The organism is Streptococcus suis S735 (genome assembly GCF_000294495.1).
Lineage (GTDB): Bacteria > Bacillota > Bacilli > Lactobacillales > Streptococcaceae > Streptococcus > Streptococcus suis.
Map to the genome: position 1 here is coordinate 55186 of NC_018526.1, position 17874 is coordinate 73059.

Annotated in this window: 17 protein-coding genes; 16 read left to right on the forward strand and 1 reads right to left on the reverse strand. The window is 40.4% G+C overall.

Annotated features, from left to right (window positions below; all coding sequences use genetic code 11):
• The first annotated feature begins 227 nt into the window (after positions 1-227).
• Both YYK_RS00330 and YYK_RS00335 read left to right on the forward strand, forming a co-directional pair.
• Positions 228-1127: a helix-turn-helix domain-containing protein gene (locus YYK_RS00330; protein WP_012774888.1), complete on the forward strand. Its 900-nt coding sequence runs from the start codon at positions 228-230 to the stop codon at positions 1125-1127.
• Positions 1128-1531: 404 nt separating this feature from the next.
• The gene (locus YYK_RS00335) at positions 1532-2695 is read left to right on the forward strand and encodes an IS110 family RNA-guided transposase (RefSeq protein WP_014917171.1); all 1164 of its coding nucleotides are present in this window, start codon (positions 1532-1534) and stop codon (positions 2693-2695) included.
• A gap of 537 nt (positions 2696-3232) precedes the next feature.
• On the opposite strand, the gene YYK_RS00345 is transcribed toward YYK_RS00335, so the two are convergent.
• On the reverse strand, positions 3233-4171 hold the full coding sequence (locus YYK_RS00345) for an IS4 family transposase (protein ID WP_011921674.1): 939 nt from the start codon (positions 4169-4171) through the stop codon (positions 3233-3235).
• 139 nt (positions 4172-4310) lie between these two features.
• Here YYK_RS00345 and YYK_RS00350 point away from each other — a divergent pair, with 139 nt between their 5' ends.
• The 14 genes from YYK_RS00350 (at position 4311) to rplC (ending at position 17874) form a co-directional block, all read left to right on the forward strand.
• Positions 4311-5531: a bifunctional folylpolyglutamate synthase/dihydrofolate synthase gene (locus tag YYK_RS00350; RefSeq protein ID WP_012774890.1), complete on the forward strand. Its 1221-nt coding sequence runs from the start codon at positions 4311-4313 to the stop codon at positions 5529-5531.
• Positions 5532-5721: 190 nt separating this feature from the next.
• On the forward strand, positions 5722-7245 hold the full coding sequence (locus YYK_RS00360; RefSeq protein WP_011921677.1) for a glycosyltransferase family protein: 1524 nt from the start codon (positions 5722-5724) through the stop codon (positions 7243-7245).
• Between the two features lie 117 nt (positions 7246-7362).
• Positions 7363-9300, forward strand: a complete 1938-nt coding sequence (mutL, locus tag YYK_RS00365) for a DNA mismatch repair endonuclease MutL (RefSeq protein WP_012774891.1) — start codon at positions 7363-7365, stop codon at positions 9298-9300.
• A gap of 38 nt (positions 9301-9338) precedes the next feature.
• Positions 9339-9929 carry a Holliday junction branch migration protein RuvA gene (gene ruvA, locus YYK_RS00370; protein WP_011921679.1) on the forward strand — a complete coding sequence of 197 codons (591 nt, stop codon included), beginning with the start codon at positions 9339-9341 and terminating at the stop codon, positions 9927-9929.
• A gap of 724 nt (positions 9930-10653) precedes the next feature.
• A complete protein-coding gene (locus YYK_RS00380; RefSeq protein ID WP_012774893.1) occupies positions 10654-11223 on the forward strand; it encodes a DNA-3-methyladenine glycosylase I in 570 nt (189 codons plus the stop codon).
• Positions 11224-11259: 36 nt separating this feature from the next.
• Positions 11260-12441: a competence/damage-inducible protein A gene (locus YYK_RS00385; RefSeq protein WP_012774894.1), complete on the forward strand. Its 1182-nt coding sequence runs from the start codon at positions 11260-11262 to the stop codon at positions 12439-12441.
• Between the two features lie 51 nt (positions 12442-12492).
• The gene (recA, locus tag YYK_RS00390) at positions 12493-13644 is read left to right on the forward strand and encodes a recombinase RecA (RefSeq protein WP_011922545.1); all 1152 of its coding nucleotides are present in this window, start codon (positions 12493-12495) and stop codon (positions 13642-13644) included.
• Between the two features lie 235 nt (positions 13645-13879).
• The gene (gene spx, locus YYK_RS00395) at positions 13880-14278 is read left to right on the forward strand and encodes a transcriptional regulator Spx (RefSeq protein ID WP_002939362.1); all 399 of its coding nucleotides are present in this window, start codon (positions 13880-13882) and stop codon (positions 14276-14278) included.
• 99 nt (positions 14279-14377) lie between these two features.
• Positions 14378-14644, forward strand: a complete 267-nt coding sequence (locus YYK_RS00400; RefSeq protein WP_002939360.1) for an IreB family regulatory phosphoprotein — start codon at positions 14378-14380, stop codon at positions 14642-14644.
• Positions 14644-15063, forward strand: coding sequence for a Holliday junction resolvase RuvX (gene ruvX / locus YYK_RS00405; RefSeq protein WP_002939356.1), 420 nt, complete (start codon positions 14644-14646; stop codon positions 15061-15063). The genes YYK_RS00400 and ruvX overlap by 1 nt, the downstream gene beginning before the upstream one ends.
• Before the next feature lie 11 nt (positions 15064-15074).
• A complete protein-coding gene (locus YYK_RS00410; protein ID WP_002939343.1) occupies positions 15075-15395 on the forward strand; it encodes a DUF1292 domain-containing protein in 321 nt (106 codons plus the stop codon).
• 207 nt (positions 15396-15602) lie between these two features.
• Entirely contained in the window at positions 15603-16181 is a 579-nt protein-coding gene (locus YYK_RS00415; RefSeq protein WP_012774895.1) for a nucleotidyltransferase family protein, read from the forward strand.
• A 661-nt stretch (positions 16182-16842) separates the two neighbouring features.
• Positions 16843-17151, forward strand: a complete 309-nt coding sequence (gene rpsJ / locus YYK_RS00425; RefSeq protein ID WP_011922546.1) for a 30S ribosomal protein S10 — start codon at positions 16843-16845, stop codon at positions 17149-17151.
• A gap of 96 nt (positions 17152-17247) precedes the next feature.
• Positions 17248-17874 (forward strand): 50S ribosomal protein L3, encoded by a 627-nt coding sequence (rplC, locus tag YYK_RS00430; protein ID WP_011921686.1) that lies wholly within the window; start codon positions 17248-17250, stop codon positions 17872-17874.

A 17874-nucleotide genomic window follows, 5' to 3' on the forward strand; every position in this document is an offset into this window, starting at 1 on the left:
CAGCTATAAGCTGTTTCTCTCCAGCGACGTCTAAAGATGTCCGCTGAACTTCGTTCAGGTTAGTGCTATGATTACTTGACTAATGCCCGTAACATCGGGCTTTTGTTTTGTTATGGCTTCAAGCTATAATAAAAATGAGTCCAACCGTCTGTTTTAAGAAGAGCATGATATGGAATTTGTGTAATATATTTGATATAATTTAAAAAGTATATTTGGAGGTGTGGTTTATGAACGATAAGGAATTTGGACAGCGTGTACGTCAATTACGAGAATCTGCTAGTATGACACGTGAACAGTTTTGTGACGATGAACTGGAACTCTCTGTGCGCCAATTAACTCGTATTGAAGCAGGTGCTTCCAAGCCGACTTTTTCAAAGATTCAGTATATTGCAACTCGTTTAGGTATGGGACTTTACGAGCTTATGCCAGATTATGTATCTTTACCCGAAAGATATTCCAAGCTGAAGTTTGATGTGCTTCGCACCCCAACTTATGGTAATGAAGATTTGGCGGAAAAGCGAGATGCCATGATGACAGAAATCTATGACGATTATTATGATGAATTGCCTGAGGAGGAGAAGATAGCAATAGATGCGATTCAATCACGAATTGATACTTTAGAGTCAGGTACAGCAGGCTTTGGAAAAGAGATACTGGAAGACTACTTTGAACAAATTTTTCGCAAACGAAAGTATGAATTGAATGATTTGTTGATTGTTAGGCTCCATCTTGAATATGTTAGGTTATCTAGCTGTGATTCAGAAATATTTAGACAGTTTTTGAAAATTATAGAGCATTTACATGAGCAAATCAATATCATCAACTCAAATGATTTATTTGTTTTACGAGACACGCTATTATCTTGTGTAAATATATTAGGAAGTAAAAAATATTACGAACCAATACCAAAGATATTTGACAGTGTAGATAAGATTATACAGTCGACACAAGATTTTCAGAAAAAGCCCATTGTTAGTGTATTAAAATGGAAATATGCACTTTTTGTGGATAAGGATCGGGATGAGGCAGAAAAGCATTATCTAGATGCGGTGCTATTTGCAAAATTGATAGAAAATAGAGAGTTAGAACAGAAGATTGAAGAAGATTGGAGAGTTGACAATCAATAAAGTGACATTTTTGTCCTGTTGAAGAATTGTGAAATGCATTATACTAAACTCATAAAGATTAAAGGAGATTAGTAACATGTTTAACTATTTGAAATTTTTTGGTCGTCTTGGCGGTAACTGGGGAACATGGGTTGAAGAATAATATTATTAAAAAGGGAGCGGGAAAGACATCCATGATGGCTCCGCCCTCACCCACAGAATAATGAAAACGAACATAAAGCCCTCACTAGGTGTATAATCTTAGTGAGGGCTTTGTGGTTAACGAGTTAATGATGTTAGTCATCGCGGGAAAAACTAACCCACTCTACTGACGAGCACCCCAAAATATGCGATAGGCATGAGTATAAAAATACGACTACAATTCGGTAGATAAGCTCTCTAATTTTTAGAAGGAGGGAATTATCATGGAGGTTCTCTATCAATCTTGTGCAGGTATTGATGTCCATCAAGCCAATATTGTCGTCTGTATCCTACATGGACCACTCACCTCAACTCGTCCAAAGCGTGAGATGGCTACATTTGATACAACGACTAAAGGCCTACGTGCTTGCCACGATTTTCTCAGTCAATTTCATGTGGAAGCTGTTGGTATGGAAAGCACCGGTGTCTATTGGCGACCTGTCTGGCATGCTCTATGTGATGACTTCGAGTTGATACTCGCTCAACCAGCCCACATGAAGGCTATTCCAGGTCAGAAAACCGACAAGAAGGACGCTCACTGGATTGCCAAATTAACACGGATTGGTCTGCTTCCTCGGAGTTTCGTTCCCGATGAAACCATTCAAGAATTGAGGGAGTTGACCAGACAACGAAAACATTATGTGGAAAGTCGCAATCGAGAAACAAACCGTATCCATAAAATTCTTCAGTCAGGTGGTATCAAGCTAACAACCTATATTGAAGATATTATGGGGCTATCTGGTCGCAATCTCCTTCAGCTACTGGTTGATGGGACGCCTATTACACCTCGCATTGTCCATCAATCAGTTTACACCAGCTTGAAGAAGAAAGTGCCGCAGCTTCTGGAAGCCTTGGATGACTATTTTTCTGACCATCACCGCTTTATGTTAAAGCAGTCCTTAGAGATTTATGATTTTTATCAGAAGCAGATTGAGTTGTTGGAAGAGCGAATGAATGTCTATCTATCACAATATGAAAAACATGTAGAAATATTGGATTCCATCCCAGGCATTGATGTCATTACAGCTTCTGTTATCATTTCTGAGGTTGGAGTTGACATGAGTCAGTTTCCGACATTTGGACATTTAGCTTCTTGGGCTGGACTCTGTCCAGGTAATAATGAGAGTGCTGGTAAAAAACGAAGTACCAAGATTCGACACGGAAATTCATATTTGAAGAAATGTTTATGTCAAGCCGCTTTCGCCGCTAGGAACCAGAAAGGAAGTACCCTAGCAGACCGATTTTATCAGATTCAAAGTCGGCGTGGCTCACAAAAAGCAACCATTGCACTTGCGCATCAACTATTAAAAATAGCCTATATCCTTTTAAAAGAACAGATGACTTATCCTGAATTTTTAGCACAAAAAAGACTACTAGGGACGAGCTAGTAGCCTAATATAAAAATTGTTTCACTTTGATTCTATCATAGGGAGGGAGTTTCTGCATTCTTTTGAGTTTTCGTATAAGAACTCGACTGGTCAAAAAGAGTTCGTCAACAAGTCTTTATTTCTAGTTGTTGAGCTGAAACAGTCTATTCCCAGACATCAATTTATGTGAGCTGACTGCCGTCAGCTTATATCTCCCACTTTAAAAGGTCTCCCAGACCTTTTAAACTCCCACCCCCGTATAGCTCCAACAGTCAGAGTAGTGACTGTTGGAGGTTGGAGATAAGGCGAACTCTGTTCGCATCAGTCGTAATGGTCAGATTTGGAGTGTAAAACACGAACAAATCTACCAATCAACCACTGCGCTGAGATGTTGACACGAATTCTGAGAAGTGTGCTGGCTTGAGCCCAATGTCATTAAGTTAAGCATTTAAACAATTAAAGAAACTATTCCCGTCTGAGCAGTTGATGACAAGACGGGAATAGTTTTTGTATTTAGGGCACACAAAAAGGAAGGTTTTTAACCCAATTTTTTAACTATTATGATATTCTATAAGTGAAGCTTACGGGAGCCTGGCTTTTTATCTTTCTTTGGAAGGTTCGATTGGGTCGGATGATGGATAAATGTTTGGCAATGTAGGTTTCTAATTGGAAGGAAGTAAGTTCTTCTCTAAGAAATTTTCGACAGGCATAAACAGCGTCTGAAAAACAAATTTTATAAGTCTGTTTTAACTTTGATGTTTTAATGGTAACGTGTGAGGTTAGCCATTTACAAACATTAAAGTTGATAAAGCGAGCGTAGATTTCTTGCAGAATCCCTTCCTTCTTTTTCGCATGAAAATGAGTCAACCCAATACTGTATTTTAGGTCACGAAAACTGGTCTCTATGCCCCATCTGTAGGCATAGAGATCTTTTAATTTTTCTGGTGAATAATCCGTATTTGTCACCAAAGTCTCAAAGAAACCTGGCTTGATTTCGAGACGCACCATCCGAAAATGAAGGTCATAAAACTGGAGTGGATCCCTTTTTCGGCTAGAGTTTGGTAAAAAGTCAAAGGATGTGTGATTAGGTAAACAGCGATAGTGATTAGGAAAGTCTCGATACAGTTGTTTCATCTCATTGGTTTGTTTTCGACAGATGTTTAGGTCAAATGCCTCATCAAAACAAGGGGTGTCAGGGAGGTTAAATCCTGACTTCATAGAATGATTCCCGACACGAATACGAATAATATAGGACCAATTTCTTTCTTGACAGTGTACCATGACATTGTAGGATTCATACCCCCTATCCATTATCACCAGAGCTTGTTTGAAAGAAGAGGTCTTCAGCATGTCAATAAAAGCTGCTCGTTCATCAAGATTCCTAGTTAGCTGACTTTTCCGACTAAAATCTTTTTTAGGATGAAGTAAAAACTGGTTTGCGGTGGAAACGATGTCGTTAATACTATCAAGTAAATGAGCTTTAATCTGATCTAGCATGACTTTTCCCCTTTTATTTTTAGTGTACTATAGAAAAAACTAACCTACCACAAAACGTGATAGGTTAGTTAACTTAATGACATTGGGCTTTTTGCCCAGCCTCTTTTTTGTTATACTAGACAGTATGTAGGAGGTGGCTATGTTAGAAAATTGGTTAAACACCAAACAAGGTCAGGTGTTTCATTACAAGATGGAAAAGATTGAGTATGCCCTAGAACTGCTAGGGAATCCCCAGTTTGCAGTTCCGGTCATTCATGTCGCTGGAACTAATGGCAAGGGATCGACCATTGCCTTTATGCGCAAGCTATTTCAGGCACATGGTATGCGTGTTGGAAGTTTTGTATCCCCCCACATGGTGAGTGTACACGACAGGATTTGTATTGACAGCCAGCCCATTTCAGACCATGATTTTCAGCACTATTTACAGAAAGTCTACGATTTGGAGCAGGAAATCGCCACTCGTTATGAGCCTTTTCGCTATTTTGAGGTCATGGTGCTCATTATGTTCCTCTATTTCGAAGCTCAACAACCCGATGTGGCACTAGTAGAGGTGGGCATCGGAGGACTTTTGGATACGACCAATGTCGTGGCCCCAGCCCTAAGCGTTATCACCTCCATCGGCATGGACCATCAGGATTTATTAGGCTCGACTTTAAGGGAAATAGCAGAGCAGAAAGCAGGGATTATCAAGGAAAGCGTACCTGTCGTCCTAGGACCGCTTTCTCCAGAAACCACAGCCATCTGTCGCCAAATTGCCCAAGACAATCAAGCACCTGTCTACCAATTTGGTCAGGAATTCACCTATAAAGCAGGACAGTTCAGCAATCCGGACATCGACCTGTCAGAATTGGTTTTGGGTCTGGCTGGCCATCACCAAGAAGAGAATGCGGCCGTAGCCCTACAAACTTTTCTACTCTATATGACCAATATTCAAAAAGACATTCAACCTCAGTTGATTCAACAAGCCCTTGCCCAAACCAGCTGGCCTGGTCGTTTGGAATTGGTAGTTCAAGAGCCAAAAATCTATTTGGATGGAGCCCACAATGTCCCCGCTATCGAACGTTTGCTTGAATTTATTCAGGTTCAAGAAGAGCCTGTCACCATTCTCTTTTCGGCCCTTCGGCGCAAGGACTTTCAAGAAATGCTTGAATTATTAGAAGAAAAATTGCCACATACTCCACTTGTATTAACCAGCTTTGCCTATGATGGTGCCTTGGCTGAGGAAAACCGACAAGGACGAGATTATGTTGAGAATTATCAGCAATTTATAGAAGACTGGCAATCTAGCAAGCAAGGGATTTTGATTGTTACAGGCTCTCTCTACTTTATCTCAGAAGTTCGTCGGATTTTTAAAAAATGAATATCTTTTTGCGAATAAATAGGTATGACACATGCAGAAAAAGTAGCCTTTTTAAAAGAATTTCAAGAGAACAAACGCCATACTTTTCGCCAATTAGAACAGTTTGCAAAAATTTCCAGAACTCCCGATAGGAAATGACATCGGGAGTGCTTTTTGATATAATAAGGAAAGCAAATCCAAGGAGAAGAAAATGACAGAATTAGATGTAGTTTCGGACGTAGTTACTCATCCTGAGGAAACTTATCGGCGTAGTCGTAGAGCATCACGTAGACAGCAAGTGCAACTGAATGGTGAATTTCATGAAAGAGTATTAAAGACAAAGTATTGGCCAGCTCTTGTTTGGAGCTTAGTTTTAAGTGTTTTTAGCGTAGCCAATCCACTGCTAATGCCATTTGCAACCAATATACAAACTCAAAATTTATATGCAGGGATGGCAATGGCAAATGGACAAATCCCTTATGGTGATTTCTTTGGTACAAGCGGGTTATTATTCTACTTACTTGCTTTCTTAGGTCATCTGGGAGGAACTTTCATTATCTTTGGAATCCTCCAGTTTATAGCATTACTGATAGCGGGAGTCTATTTCTATAAGATTGTAGCTTATTTTAGTCAGTCAGAACACCTAGCGATAAGTTCTAGTCATTGGTTCTATGTATTTATTTTTGCACTTGGTTTTGGAGGGATGTATGCAGAAATGTTTGCTCTTCCGTTTCTTTTGACTAGTGTGTGGTTTCTGGTCCGCTATTTTGAAAATGCAGTGCGTGATGAGGCATTTATCCTCTACGGAATTGATGCGGCATTGGTATTTTTAATTTACCCAAAAAGTCTGATCCTTTGGTTAGTTGCGGGTCTAGTTTTATTTATTTTTAATATCCAACACCGCCAAGTTACTCGAGGAATCTATCAATTATTAGCGACCATTTTTGGTTTTCTTCTGATTCTATATGCGGTAGGTTATTATGCTTTTGAGGCGCAGATTCTGGGGACAGCTATTCAACAAACTTTCCTTTATAACTTACAGTTAGACTTTCACCATTCCTATCTATATTTAGCCTTGGCGATTGTGTCTGTATTTTTACTCTTATCTGGATTCTTTAAAAGTTTCATCCAAATGGTGTTTTCTTTCAAACAAGGAAGACATACCTATATCAAAGTTCTCCTATTATTGACTTTCTTAGTTCAATGTGTCTTTATTATTGGGAATGCAAACTTTCAATGGAGCCAACTCATTCTTCTTTTACCGTATGGTTTTGCGATGTCAGTCGTTTACCTGCGTGATGAGGATGTAGAAGATTATAGTGGGTATTTGCGTCGTCAATTCTTTCTTCCGTTAGCTATTTGCTTGGGTATTATCGCTCAACCTGTTTATCTTTATTTGGTACAGGGAGATTTGAGAACTGACCGTGAACAAGTTGCCAATTACATTGATGAACAAACAAAAGATTCGGATAAGATTTATGTTTGGGATAATAGCGCAAGCATCTATCTTTCAAGTCAACGTTTATCTGCTGCAACGATTACTACAGCAGAACCCTATCTGAATACTGACGACAATAAAAATAGCTTGATGTATGACATCAATAAAAATGAGGCAAAATTTGTAGTCGTCAATAAGAATTTGCCAATTCTAGATGAAATCAAGACAAATTTAGAATCACAGTACCAGTCTGTTCAGACAACGGATTACTTTACGATTTATCAAAAGAATGAATGATTGCTCAGGCAGTCATTTTTTCTTTAGCCTATCTGGGAAAAGGAGGGAAAGTGGATATGTGGTATAATGGAAAAATAAGCATTCGGGAAAAATTATTAAAGAAATGTAGGAGAAATGATGTCACATATTATTGAACTACCAGAAATACTAGCCAACCAGATTGCGGCTGGTGAGGTCATTGAGCGACCAGCCAGTGTGGTTAAGGAGTTGGTGGAAAATTCCATTGACGCAGGGGCTAGTCAGATTGAAATTAGTGTTGAAGAGGCTGGCCTCAAAATGATTCAAATTACGGATAACGGTGAGGGGATTGCCCCTGATGAAGTAGCGCTTGCCCTCCGCCGTCACGCCACCAGTAAGATAAAAAATCAATCGGATTTGTTTCGTATTCGCACCCTCGGTTTTCGTGGAGAAGCCCTGCCCTCCATTGCTTCTGTCAGTCATATGATCATTGAGACAGCTACGGCAGACTCTGCACACGGACTTCATTTGGAGGCCAAAGGTGGTGTCATCGAGAAAGAGGAGCCAGTTAGTCGTCCAGTTGGTACGCAGATTACTGTTTCGGATTTATTTTACAATACCCCTGCTCGTCTCAAATATGTTCGCAGTCAACAGGCTGAATTATCACATATTGTTGATGTTGTAAATCGATTGAGTCTAGCTCATCCGGAAATAGCCTTTGTCTTAGTAAACGAAGGACGAGAATTAATTAGAACTGCAGGGACAGGGAAACTTCGTCAGGCAATTTCAGGGATTTATGGGATTGCTTCTGCCAAAAAAATGGTTGAAATTGAGGCAGAAGATCTGGATTTTCAGATTTCAGGTTATGTTTCCTTGCCAGAGTTGACTCGTGCCAACCGCAACTACATTTCCATTTTTATCAACGGTCGCTATATCAAGAATTTTTTGCTTAATCGAGCGATTTTGGAAGGTTACGGCAGTAAGTTGATGGTTGGACGCTTTCCGCTGGCAGTCATTTCTATAGAAATTGACCCCTATCTTGCTGATGTCAATGTGCATCCGACCAAGCAGGAAGTTCGCATCTCCAAGGAAAAAGAACTCATGACCTTGATTCGAGAGGCGATTAGTCAAGCACTTAAAGAGCAGGACTTGATACCAGATGCTCTTGAGAATTTAGCTCAGTCAAGTACTCGACCAAAAGTAAAAGCAGAGCAAGGCACCTTACCACTCAGAGAGCCAAAAATCTATTATGATACGATTAAGCAAGACTTCTTCTTAAAACCAGACGTGGTCGCTGAGGATGTCAAACCTCTCGAAGAGGATAGGCAAGAGATTGTTGAGTCGCCTGTCGAAAATAGACCTACATCTGTTCAATTTGCAGAACGTCAGTCGGTGGAATCAGAAGATCAGGAGCATCCTAATCTAAGTGCAAAAGAATTGGCAAAACTGGCAGATAAATTAGACCGGGAGGAAACATCGACATTTCCAGAGTTAGAATATTTTGGTCAAATGCATGGGACGTATTTATTTGCACAAGGCAAGACAGGACTTTATATCATTGACCAGCATGCCGCACAAGAGAGGGTCAAATACGAATACTACCGTGAGAAAATTGGACAAGTTGACAATTCAGCTCAACAGTTATTGGTGCCGTATATTTTTGAATTTCCGCAGAATGATGCCCTTGACCTCGTCCACAAAATGGATGCCCTTCGTCAAGTTGGTGTCAACTTGGAAGAATATGGATCTAATCAATTTATTCTGCGTGAACATCCTATTTGGATGAAGGAAGAGGAGATTGAGTCTGGCATTTATGAGATGTGCGACATGTTGCTCTTGACGGATCAGGTGTCAATCAAGCAGTATCGGGCAGAACTGGCCATCATGATGTCTTGTAAACGGTCAATCAAGGCCAATCATGCTTTGGATGATTATTCGGCGCGTGATTTATTGAGACAATTGTCTTACTGCCAAAATCCCTATAATTGCCCGCACGGCCGCCCAGTCTTAGTGCATTTTAGCAAATCGGATATGGAAAAAATGTTCCGTCGCATTCAAGAAAATCACACGAGTTTGCGTGAATTAGGGAAGTATTAACATAGTTGAAAAAGTTGACACTTTAGCAAAGGAAGTATATGTACGACTATATTAAAGGAATTTTAACAAAAATAACTGCAAAATACATTGTGGTAGAAACGCAAGGAGTAGGCTATATCTTGCAGGTTGCTAATCCCTACGCCTATTCAGGACAAGTCCAGCAAGAAGTGACTGTCTATACTCATCAGGTGATTCGTGAAGATGCTCATTTGCTCTACGGATTTGCTACAGAAAATGAAAAATCCGTCTTTCTGAGTCTGATTTCAGTATCAGGTATTGGTCCAACAACAGCTCTGGCTATTATTGCTGTTGATGATAATGATGGACTTGTTCGTGCTATCGAGCAGAAAAACATTACCTACCTGACCAAATTTCCAAAGATTGGCAAGAAAACAGCCCAGCAGATGATTTTGGACTTGGAAGGCAAGTTTGTCATGAGCGAAGAAGCGGGTCCTGTTCAACAAGTAGCACCATCCAGTGAAAATATCGCCCTTGAAGAAGCCATGGAAGCCATGGAAGCCCTTGGTTACCGCCCAGCCGAACTCAAGAAAATCAAGAAATTCTTTGAAGGCACCAACGACACCGCAGAAAACTACATCAAGTCAGCCCTTAAAATGCTGATGAAGTAATAAGATACAAAGGACGTAAAGGACAAAGAGAAAATAGACGGCCGAACAGAAATTTTGCTAGAAATTTAGTTGTGAGACCTCCGCAATGACAACTAGGTAAAAGGCGAGTTTTGACAAAGCCTTTTGCCAGATGTCAACTGCGTTATTCGGTGATATTTAGGATTCAGTTTGACAATTTTTCAAAGTATCGTAGCCGTGTTCAACTAACGTACCAGTATGATGGTTAAAAAGTTTTGTTTTGTTACTCAAAGTTTGAGTCAACATTTCAGCGCAGTGGTTGATTGGCAGATTTGTTCGTGTTCCACACATCAAATCTGGCCTAATCAACTGTGCGGGGGCAGGAAGACGAATTCTTTTTCTGCCTGTCGAATTCTTTCCCGCTCCCACTACAGCAATCGCTATTTGCGACTTGCCTAGGTACCTTACTAACTCGCCACAAAAATAATGTCGATTTTTGTGGCTCATGTCGTGTCCAGATACAAAGGGCGTAAAGGACAAAGAGAAAATAGACGGCCGAACAGAAATTTTGCAAGAAATTTCGTTGTGAGACCTCCGCAATGACAACTAGGTAAAAGGCGAGTTTTGACGAAGCCTTTTGCCAGATGTCAACTGCGTTACTCAGTGATATGTAGGATTCAGTTTGACAATTTTGCAAAGTATCGTAGCCGTGTTTCAGTCTGTTTATCCTGATTCGTACTTTAGTTATTCACGAAAAGGAGTTTCTATGTCCCGTTGTGCTTGGGTCAATCCCAACAATCCACTTTATATTGCTTACCATGATGAAGAATGGGGCAAGCCACTTCACGATGAGCAGTCTTTGTTTGAGTTGCTTTGCTTGGAATCCTACCAAGCAGGACTTTCCTGGGAAATTGTTCTCAATAAACGCCAGGCTTTTCGCTCTGCTTTTTTCAACTATGATATTCAAAAGGTTGCGGCCATGACAGATAGCGAGTTAGATAGCCTTCTGACCAATCCAGACATCATTCGTCATAAGGCAAAGCTGTACGCTACCCGCGCCAATGCTCAGGCCTTTCTTCGAGTACAGGAGGAATTCGGTACGTTTGATACGTATCTTTGGGAATGGGTTAACTTTACATCTATCGACAACCCTGTCAAGTCCTTCCGAGAATTGCCGACCAAGAACGACTTGTCTGAGCGGATTTCAAAAGATTTGAAGAAACGAGGTTTCAAATTTGTAGGGCCTGTCTGTATTTACTCCTATTTGCAGGCTGCAGGTCTGTTGAATGAACACGAAGAAACTTGCGAGATTGGAAAGAAATTACGAACTAATTAGATGAGCGAGCAATCGCACCCTAGACAGAGGAGGAATATGAAAGCAGAACTAATCGCCGTTGGGACGGAGATTTTGACAGGTCAAATCATTAATACCAATGCTCAGTTCCTTTCGGAGAAATGTGCAGAGCTGGGAATTGATGTTTATTTTCATACGGCAGTTGGTGACAATGAAGGCCGTTTATTATCAACCCTTGAAGTAGCCAGCAAGCGGAGTAATATGGTCGTTCTTTGCGGTGGTTTAGGACCAACTGAGGACGACCTGACCAAGCAGACCTTGGCGACCTTCTTAGGTAGAAATCTTGTGTTTGATGAGTTGGCTATGGCAAAATTAGACCGTTTCTTTGCCAGTCGCCCAGGTCGTGTCCGTACACCAAATAATGAACGTCAGGCACAGATTGTGGAGGGAAGTCAGGCGCTACAGAATCCAGCTGGTTTAGCTGTTGGTGGTATGATTGAGCAAGATGGTGTAACCTATATTGTTTTGCCTGGCCCACCAAGTGAGCTCAAGGCCATGTTTTCTGAGAGTCTCTTACCTTTACTGTCCCAATCTCAGCAGCAACTTTATTCGCGTGTCCTACGCTTTTTTGGAATTGGCGAAAGCCAGTTGGTGACTGTTTTGGCGGACGTGATTGATAAGCAGACAGACCCAACTCTTGCTCCTTATGCAAAAGTTGGAGAGGTGACTTTACGCTTGTCCACCAAAGCGACCAGCCAAGAAGAAGCAAATCTACGTTTAAATCAGTTGGAAGAAGACATCTTACAACATGACAAACTGGCAGACTATTTCTATGCCTACGGAGAGGACAATAGTTTGGTCAAAACGGTAGCGACTCGTTTGGCGGAGAAAAGACAAACCATCGCTATCGTCGAACAGGGGACAGGTGGTCTCTTGCAAGCTGAATTGAGCCTGGCTTTGGCTGATCAGCCGTATTTTAGCGGAGGAAAAGTCGTCGGTCAGCTAGGGATAGAATCGGGCTGGCTATCAGAGGAAGCTGACTGCATTCGGCAGGAGCTGCAAGCTGATTTAGGTTTGGCTGTGTCTGTGCTTATCAAACCGGAATCAACAGAGGACAACGTACTTGCAAAAGTATACCTCACTTTGGCTACGCCCTCGGGTATTTCCCAAAAAGAGATAGATTTAGGTGGTTATTCGTGGCAATACCTTCGCCAGCTTGCTTGTCTGCAGGCCTGGGATTTTGTACGAAACACTTTGTGAAATAGCAGATATTTGCTATAATAGTTTGACTAAGAAAAGAGGAGAAAATCATTGGCTAAGAAACCAGGAAAAAAATTAGAAGATATTACAAAGAAATTTGGCGATGAGCGTAAAAAAGCGTTGGATGATGCCCTAAAATCAATTGAAAAAGATTTTGGTAAGGGTGCTGTTATGCGTCTTGGTGAGCGTGCTGAGCAAAAAGTTCAAGTCATGAGCTCAGGTAGCTTATCAATCGACATTGCGCTTGGAGCAGGTGGCTATCCTAAGGGCCGTATCATTGAGATTTACGGTCCAGAGAGCTCAGGTAAGACAACTGTTGCTCTACACGCAGTAGCTCAAGCCCAGAAAGATGGTGGTATTGCTGCCTTTATCGATGCGGAGCATGCCTTGGATCCAGCCTATGCGGCGGCTCTTGGTGTCAATATTGATGAGTTACTATTGTCACAGCCAGACTCAGGGGAACAAGGTCTTGAAATTGCAGGCAAGCTGATCGACTCTGGTGCGGTTGACTTGGTTGTTGTTGACTCGGTTGCAGCCCTTGTACCACGTGCAGAAATTGACGGTGATATCGGTGATAGCCACGTTGGTTTGCAGGCTCGTATGATGAGCCAGGCTATGCGCAAACTCGGTGCATCCATCAACAAAACTAAGACAGTAGCTATTTTCATCAACCAATTACGTGAAAAAGTCGGTGTCATGTTTGGTAACCCTGAAACAACGCCTGGTGGACGTGCGCTTAAATTCTATGCATCTGTCCGTATGGATGTTCGTGGAAACACACAAATCAAAGGAACAGGTGACAAGAAAGATCAAAACGTTGGTAAGGAAACCAAGGTGAAGATTGTGAAGAACAAGGTGGCTCCACCATTTAAAGAAGCTGTTGTTGAAATCATGTACGGTGAAGGAATTTCTCGCACAGGTGAATTGATTGAGATTGGTAGCAACCTCGGCATCATCCAAAAAGCAGGGGCTTGGTATTCATATAATGGAGAAAAAATTGGCCAAGGTTCTGAAAATGCTAAGAAATTCTTAGCAGATAATCCAGCAATCTTTGATGAAATTGACCGCAAGATACGTGTTCATTATGGCTTGATTGAAGCAGATGGAGTTGAAGAAGTTGCGACCGAAGAAGCTCCTGTTGTTGCGGAAGAAATCCAAGATGTTATCCTAGATCTTGATGGCGGTATTGAATTAGAAGATTAATTCCTAACAAAATAGATTTAATATTGAACCATTGATGCATATCTGTTATAGGTGTGTATGAAGTTGTTTAGTATAAGAACGAAAAAGTCTGGAGATTCCAGGCTTTTTTCTAATAAAAACCGAATTTTTACCCCAAAATTTAAAGTTTTTTTAAAAAATAGGTCTGCAGACCGAGGGAATTTATGATATAATAGTCTATAATGTGCTTAATAAAATGTAGCAAAGGAGTGACTACATGATTAAAATTTATACTGTATCTAGTTGTACTTCTTGTAAGAAAGCGAAAAATTGGTTAAATGCTCACCAATTATCTTATAATGAGCATAATCTTGCGAAGGAAGCCATTACTAAGGAAGAAATCCTAAACATCTTAACAAAAACAGAGAATGGTATTGCAAGTATCGTATCGTCAAAAAACCGTTATGCAAAGAGTCTGGACTTCGATATTGAAGAGTTGAGTGTGAACGAGGTCATTGATTTAATTACCTCTAACCCACGTATTTTGAAGAGTCCAATCTTGATTGATGAGAAACGACTTCAAGTGGGCTATAAAGAAGATGATATACGCGCTTTCTTGCCACGTGCAGTGCGCAATGTTGAAAATGCTCAAGCTCGTATGAGAGCAGCTCTATAAGATGTACAAAAGGACTCTTTTGGGGTTCTTTTTGCGCATTTTTTGAGAATAATTAAAATTTGTGATATAATGTAAAAAATAGGGAAAGAAGGTGTAAGTATGGGATTTACCGAAGAAACCGTTCGTTTTCGCCTAGATGATACAGATAAACAAGAAATCAGCAAGACATTGACTAGTGTTTATCGTTCGCTGGAGGAAAAGGGCTATAATCCGATTAACCAAATCATTGGCTATGTATTAAGTGGGGACCCTGCTTATATTCCTCGCTATAATGATGCCCGCAATCAGATTCGTAAGCATGAACGAGATGAAATCATTGAAGAATTGGTGCGCTACTATTTGAAAGGGAATGGGATTGACCTCTAATGAGAATAATGGGATTAGACGTCGGTTCCAAGACAGTTGGTGTAGCCATTTCAGATCCGTTAGGTTTCACGGCCCAAGGGTTGGAAATCATCCCAATCGATGAAGAAAAGGGCGAATTCGGTCTGGAGCGTTTGACCGAACTTGTAGAACAGTACAAGGTTGATAAATTTGTTGTAGGCTTGCCGAAGAATATGAATAATACTAGTGGTCCACGTGTGGAAGCTAGTCAAGCTTACGGTGATTTATTGACTGAGCGTTACAAACTTCCAGTTGATTATCAGGATGAACGTTTAACAACTGTTGCAGCAGAACGGATGCTGATTGAGCAAGCGGATATCAGCCGAGGAAAACGCAAGAAAGTTATCGATAAATTAGCAGCTCAGCTGATTTTACAAAATTATTTAGATAGAACATTTTAAAGGAGATTCTAATGGCACATCATCATGACCATGAACACGACCACAACCACGACGAACGTGAATTGATTACTTTGGTAGACGACCAAGGTAACGAAACACTTTTTGAAATCTTATTGACGATTGACGGTCAAGAAGAGTTTGGTAAGAACTATGTTCTCTTGATTCCTGCAAGTGCAGAAGAAGATGAGAACGGAGAAGTTGAAATCCAAGCCTACTCATACATTGAGAATGAGAATGGCACAGAAGGCGATTTGCAACCTATCCCAGAAGACGCAACAGCAGAATGGGATATGATTGAAGAAGTCTTCAACAGCTTTATGGAAGAGGAATAAAAAGGTCCGGGTGGACCTTTTTATCATGAGCATGAAAACAAGAAAGCGAATTAAGGTCCAGTGGACCTTTTTATCATGAGCTGAAAATCAAAGAGCGAATTAAGGTCCGGTGGAGTGAAGCAGTCTGGGGGAGACTGTTTCAGCCCGAGTTAAGAAATAGCAAGGGGAGGAATGAATCATGAGCCAGAAAATCAAAAGGGAGGCCAGATGAAAGATAGTTTTACAGAAAGAAGTAAGAAGCTGAGTGAGGAATTAGAGAGGTGTCTACTGGCTGATAAAAATATTTTGGTCATATTAGACATAATGGATAGACTGAATTTATCAGATTGCTGGCTCTGTGCGGGAACTATCCGTAATTTCATTTGGAATCAATACAGTTTTGATGAAGAAACAGATGTTGATCTTGTGTTTTTTGATGAAAATATTTCTTATGAAGAGACAATGGAAATAGAAAGCAATTTATATCAAAACTATCCAGCCTATCAATGGGAATTAAAAAATCAAGTGTATATGCATATCCATAGTCCGAATACTAAACCGTATCAATCATCAAGGGATGCGATTGAAAAATTTCCAGAAAGATGCACAGCGATAGGTATTTGTCGAACAGAAAGAAATAAATTAGAAATATTTGCTCCTTTTGGATTGGATGACATTTATGCTTACCAAGTACGGCCAACACCACATTTCTTAGCGGATCCTAATCGCATGGAATTGTATCGACAAAGAATTCTTAAGAAACAGTGGAAAAAGAGGTGGCTATCGCTAACAGTAAAAGAGATTTAACTCCCACCAAGTAAGTAGGCCAAAAACAGTATTTTTTATAAACTAAAACAATCAACTACGGGAGATTATGTTATGGAATTTGAAACGGTTTGTTTGAAGGTTAGAAACTTAGGTAGGCTATATTGCTACTTCAAAGTTAAATTTAGAACCCATATCGAGGCTATAATTCGTAAACAGGAAAGTCAAAAATGTAAATTTGATCGTCTCCTCCATGAAGATATTCATAGTTTGATTCAATCACCGAGCTTGGGTAATGATGAGTTGCTGATGTTATGGGGTCTCCTGAGAGATTATCGAAAAAATTTAATCAATGACCGACTTGAAAATATGAAAAATTGATAAGCGGACAGAGTTTTACTGGCAGTCAAAAAAATAATTCGAGACTTACAAGGATATTTGAAAAAAAACGTTGATAGTTAACTCAAATAAAAAATAAGTAATGAAGAATCCTGAAATAAAAGTTTTGGGATTTTTTGAATTTTTGAGTAAAAACTCTTGCAATGGCAAGTGGAATCTGGTAGAATGTTCTAGTGCCGTAAAAATTACGGCTGTAGCTTTGATGCAAGAGGTTGCGACACGCTCGGTTGCATTGCCACGCAACACGTGTTGGTTTTCTTGTGGAGCTAGCCTATTATGTTAAATAGACGAAAAGGAGAAAAAGATGGCAAACAAAAAAATTCGCATCCGCTTGAAAGCGTACGAACACCGTACACTTGATACAGCAGCTGCAAAAATCGTTGAAACTGCAACACGTACAGGTGCTCAAGTAGCAGGTCCAGTTCCACTTCCAACAGAACGTAGCTTCTACACAATCATCCGTGCGACTCACAAGTACAAAGATTCTCGTGAGCAGTTCGAAATGCGTACACACAAACGTTTGATCGACATCATCAACCCAACTCAAAAAACAGTTGACGCTTTGATGAAATTGGATCTTCCAAGTGGTGTAAACGTAGAAATTAAATTGTAATCAAGTCGCGAGCAAAACTCAGAATCTTGATTTGAGCATGAAAAACGCTCGTTAAAAACTTTTTAAATACAAAATAAGAAAAGGAATATTTTTCTCATGACAAAAGGAATCTTAGGGAAAAAAGTGGGAATGACTCAAATCTTCACTGAATCTGGTGAATTTATCCCTGTTACTGTCATCGAAGCAACTCCAAACGTTGTTCTTCAAGTGAAAACAGTTGAAACTGATGGTTATGCAGCAGTTCAAGTTGGTTTTGATGACAAACGTGAAGTATTGAGCAACAAACCTGCCAAAGGCCATGTAGCTAAAGCTAACACAGCTCCTAAGCGCTTCATTCGTGAATTCAAAAACATTGAAGGCTTGGAAGTTGGACAAGAAATTACAGTTGAAACTTTCGCAGCTGGTGATGTTGTTGATGTAACTGGTACATCTAAAGGTAAAGGTTTCCAAGGTGTTATCAAACGCCATGGTCAATCACGTGGTCCTATGGCTCACGGTTCTCGTTACCACCGTCGTCCAGGTTCTATGGGTCCTGTTGCACCTAACCGTGTATTCAAAGGTAAAAACCTTGCAGGTCGTATGGGCGGCAACCGTGTAACAATTCAAAACCTTGAAGTTGTACAAGTTGTTCCAGAAAAGAACGTTATCCTTATCAAAGGTAACGTACCAGGTGCTAAGAAATCTCTTATCACTATCAAGTCAGCAGTCAAAGCTGGTAAATAA

Coding starts and splice junctions, on each gene's coding strand:
- YYK_RS00330 (WP_012774888.1), top strand. CDS start 228: ATGAACGATAAGGAATTTGGACAGCGTGTACGTCAATTACGAGAATCT.
- YYK_RS00335 (WP_014917171.1), top strand. CDS start 1,532: ATGGAGGTTCTCTATCAATCTTGTGCAGGTATTGATGTCCATCAAGCC.
- YYK_RS00345 (WP_011921674.1), bottom strand. CDS start 4,171: ATGCTAGATCAGATTAAAGCTCATTTACTTGATAGTATTAACGACATC.
- YYK_RS00350 (WP_012774890.1), top strand. CDS start 4,311: ATGTTAGAAAATTGGTTAAACACCAAACAAGGTCAGGTGTTTCATTAC.
- YYK_RS00360 (WP_011921677.1), top strand. CDS start 5,722: ATGACAGAATTAGATGTAGTTTCGGACGTAGTTACTCATCCTGAGGAA.
- mutL (WP_012774891.1), top strand. CDS start 7,363: ATGTCACATATTATTGAACTACCAGAAATACTAGCCAACCAGATTGCG.
- ruvA (WP_011921679.1), top strand. CDS start 9,339: ATGTACGACTATATTAAAGGAATTTTAACAAAAATAACTGCAAAATAC.
- YYK_RS00380 (WP_012774893.1), top strand. CDS start 10,654: ATGTCCCGTTGTGCTTGGGTCAATCCCAACAATCCACTTTATATTGCT.
- YYK_RS00385 (WP_012774894.1), top strand. CDS start 11,260: ATGAAAGCAGAACTAATCGCCGTTGGGACGGAGATTTTGACAGGTCAA.
- spx (WP_002939362.1), top strand. CDS start 13,880: ATGATTAAAATTTATACTGTATCTAGTTGTACTTCTTGTAAGAAAGCG.
- YYK_RS00400 (WP_002939360.1), top strand. CDS start 14,378: ATGGGATTTACCGAAGAAACCGTTCGTTTTCGCCTAGATGATACAGAT.
- ruvX (WP_002939356.1), top strand. CDS start 14,644: ATGAGAATAATGGGATTAGACGTCGGTTCCAAGACAGTTGGTGTAGCC.
- YYK_RS00410 (WP_002939343.1), top strand. CDS start 15,075: ATGGCACATCATCATGACCATGAACACGACCACAACCACGACGAACGT.
- YYK_RS00415 (WP_012774895.1), top strand. CDS start 15,603: ATGAAAGATAGTTTTACAGAAAGAAGTAAGAAGCTGAGTGAGGAATTA.
- rpsJ (WP_011922546.1), top strand. CDS start 16,843: ATGGCAAACAAAAAAATTCGCATCCGCTTGAAAGCGTACGAACACCGT.
- rplC (WP_011921686.1), top strand. CDS start 17,248: ATGACAAAAGGAATCTTAGGGAAAAAAGTGGGAATGACTCAAATCTTC.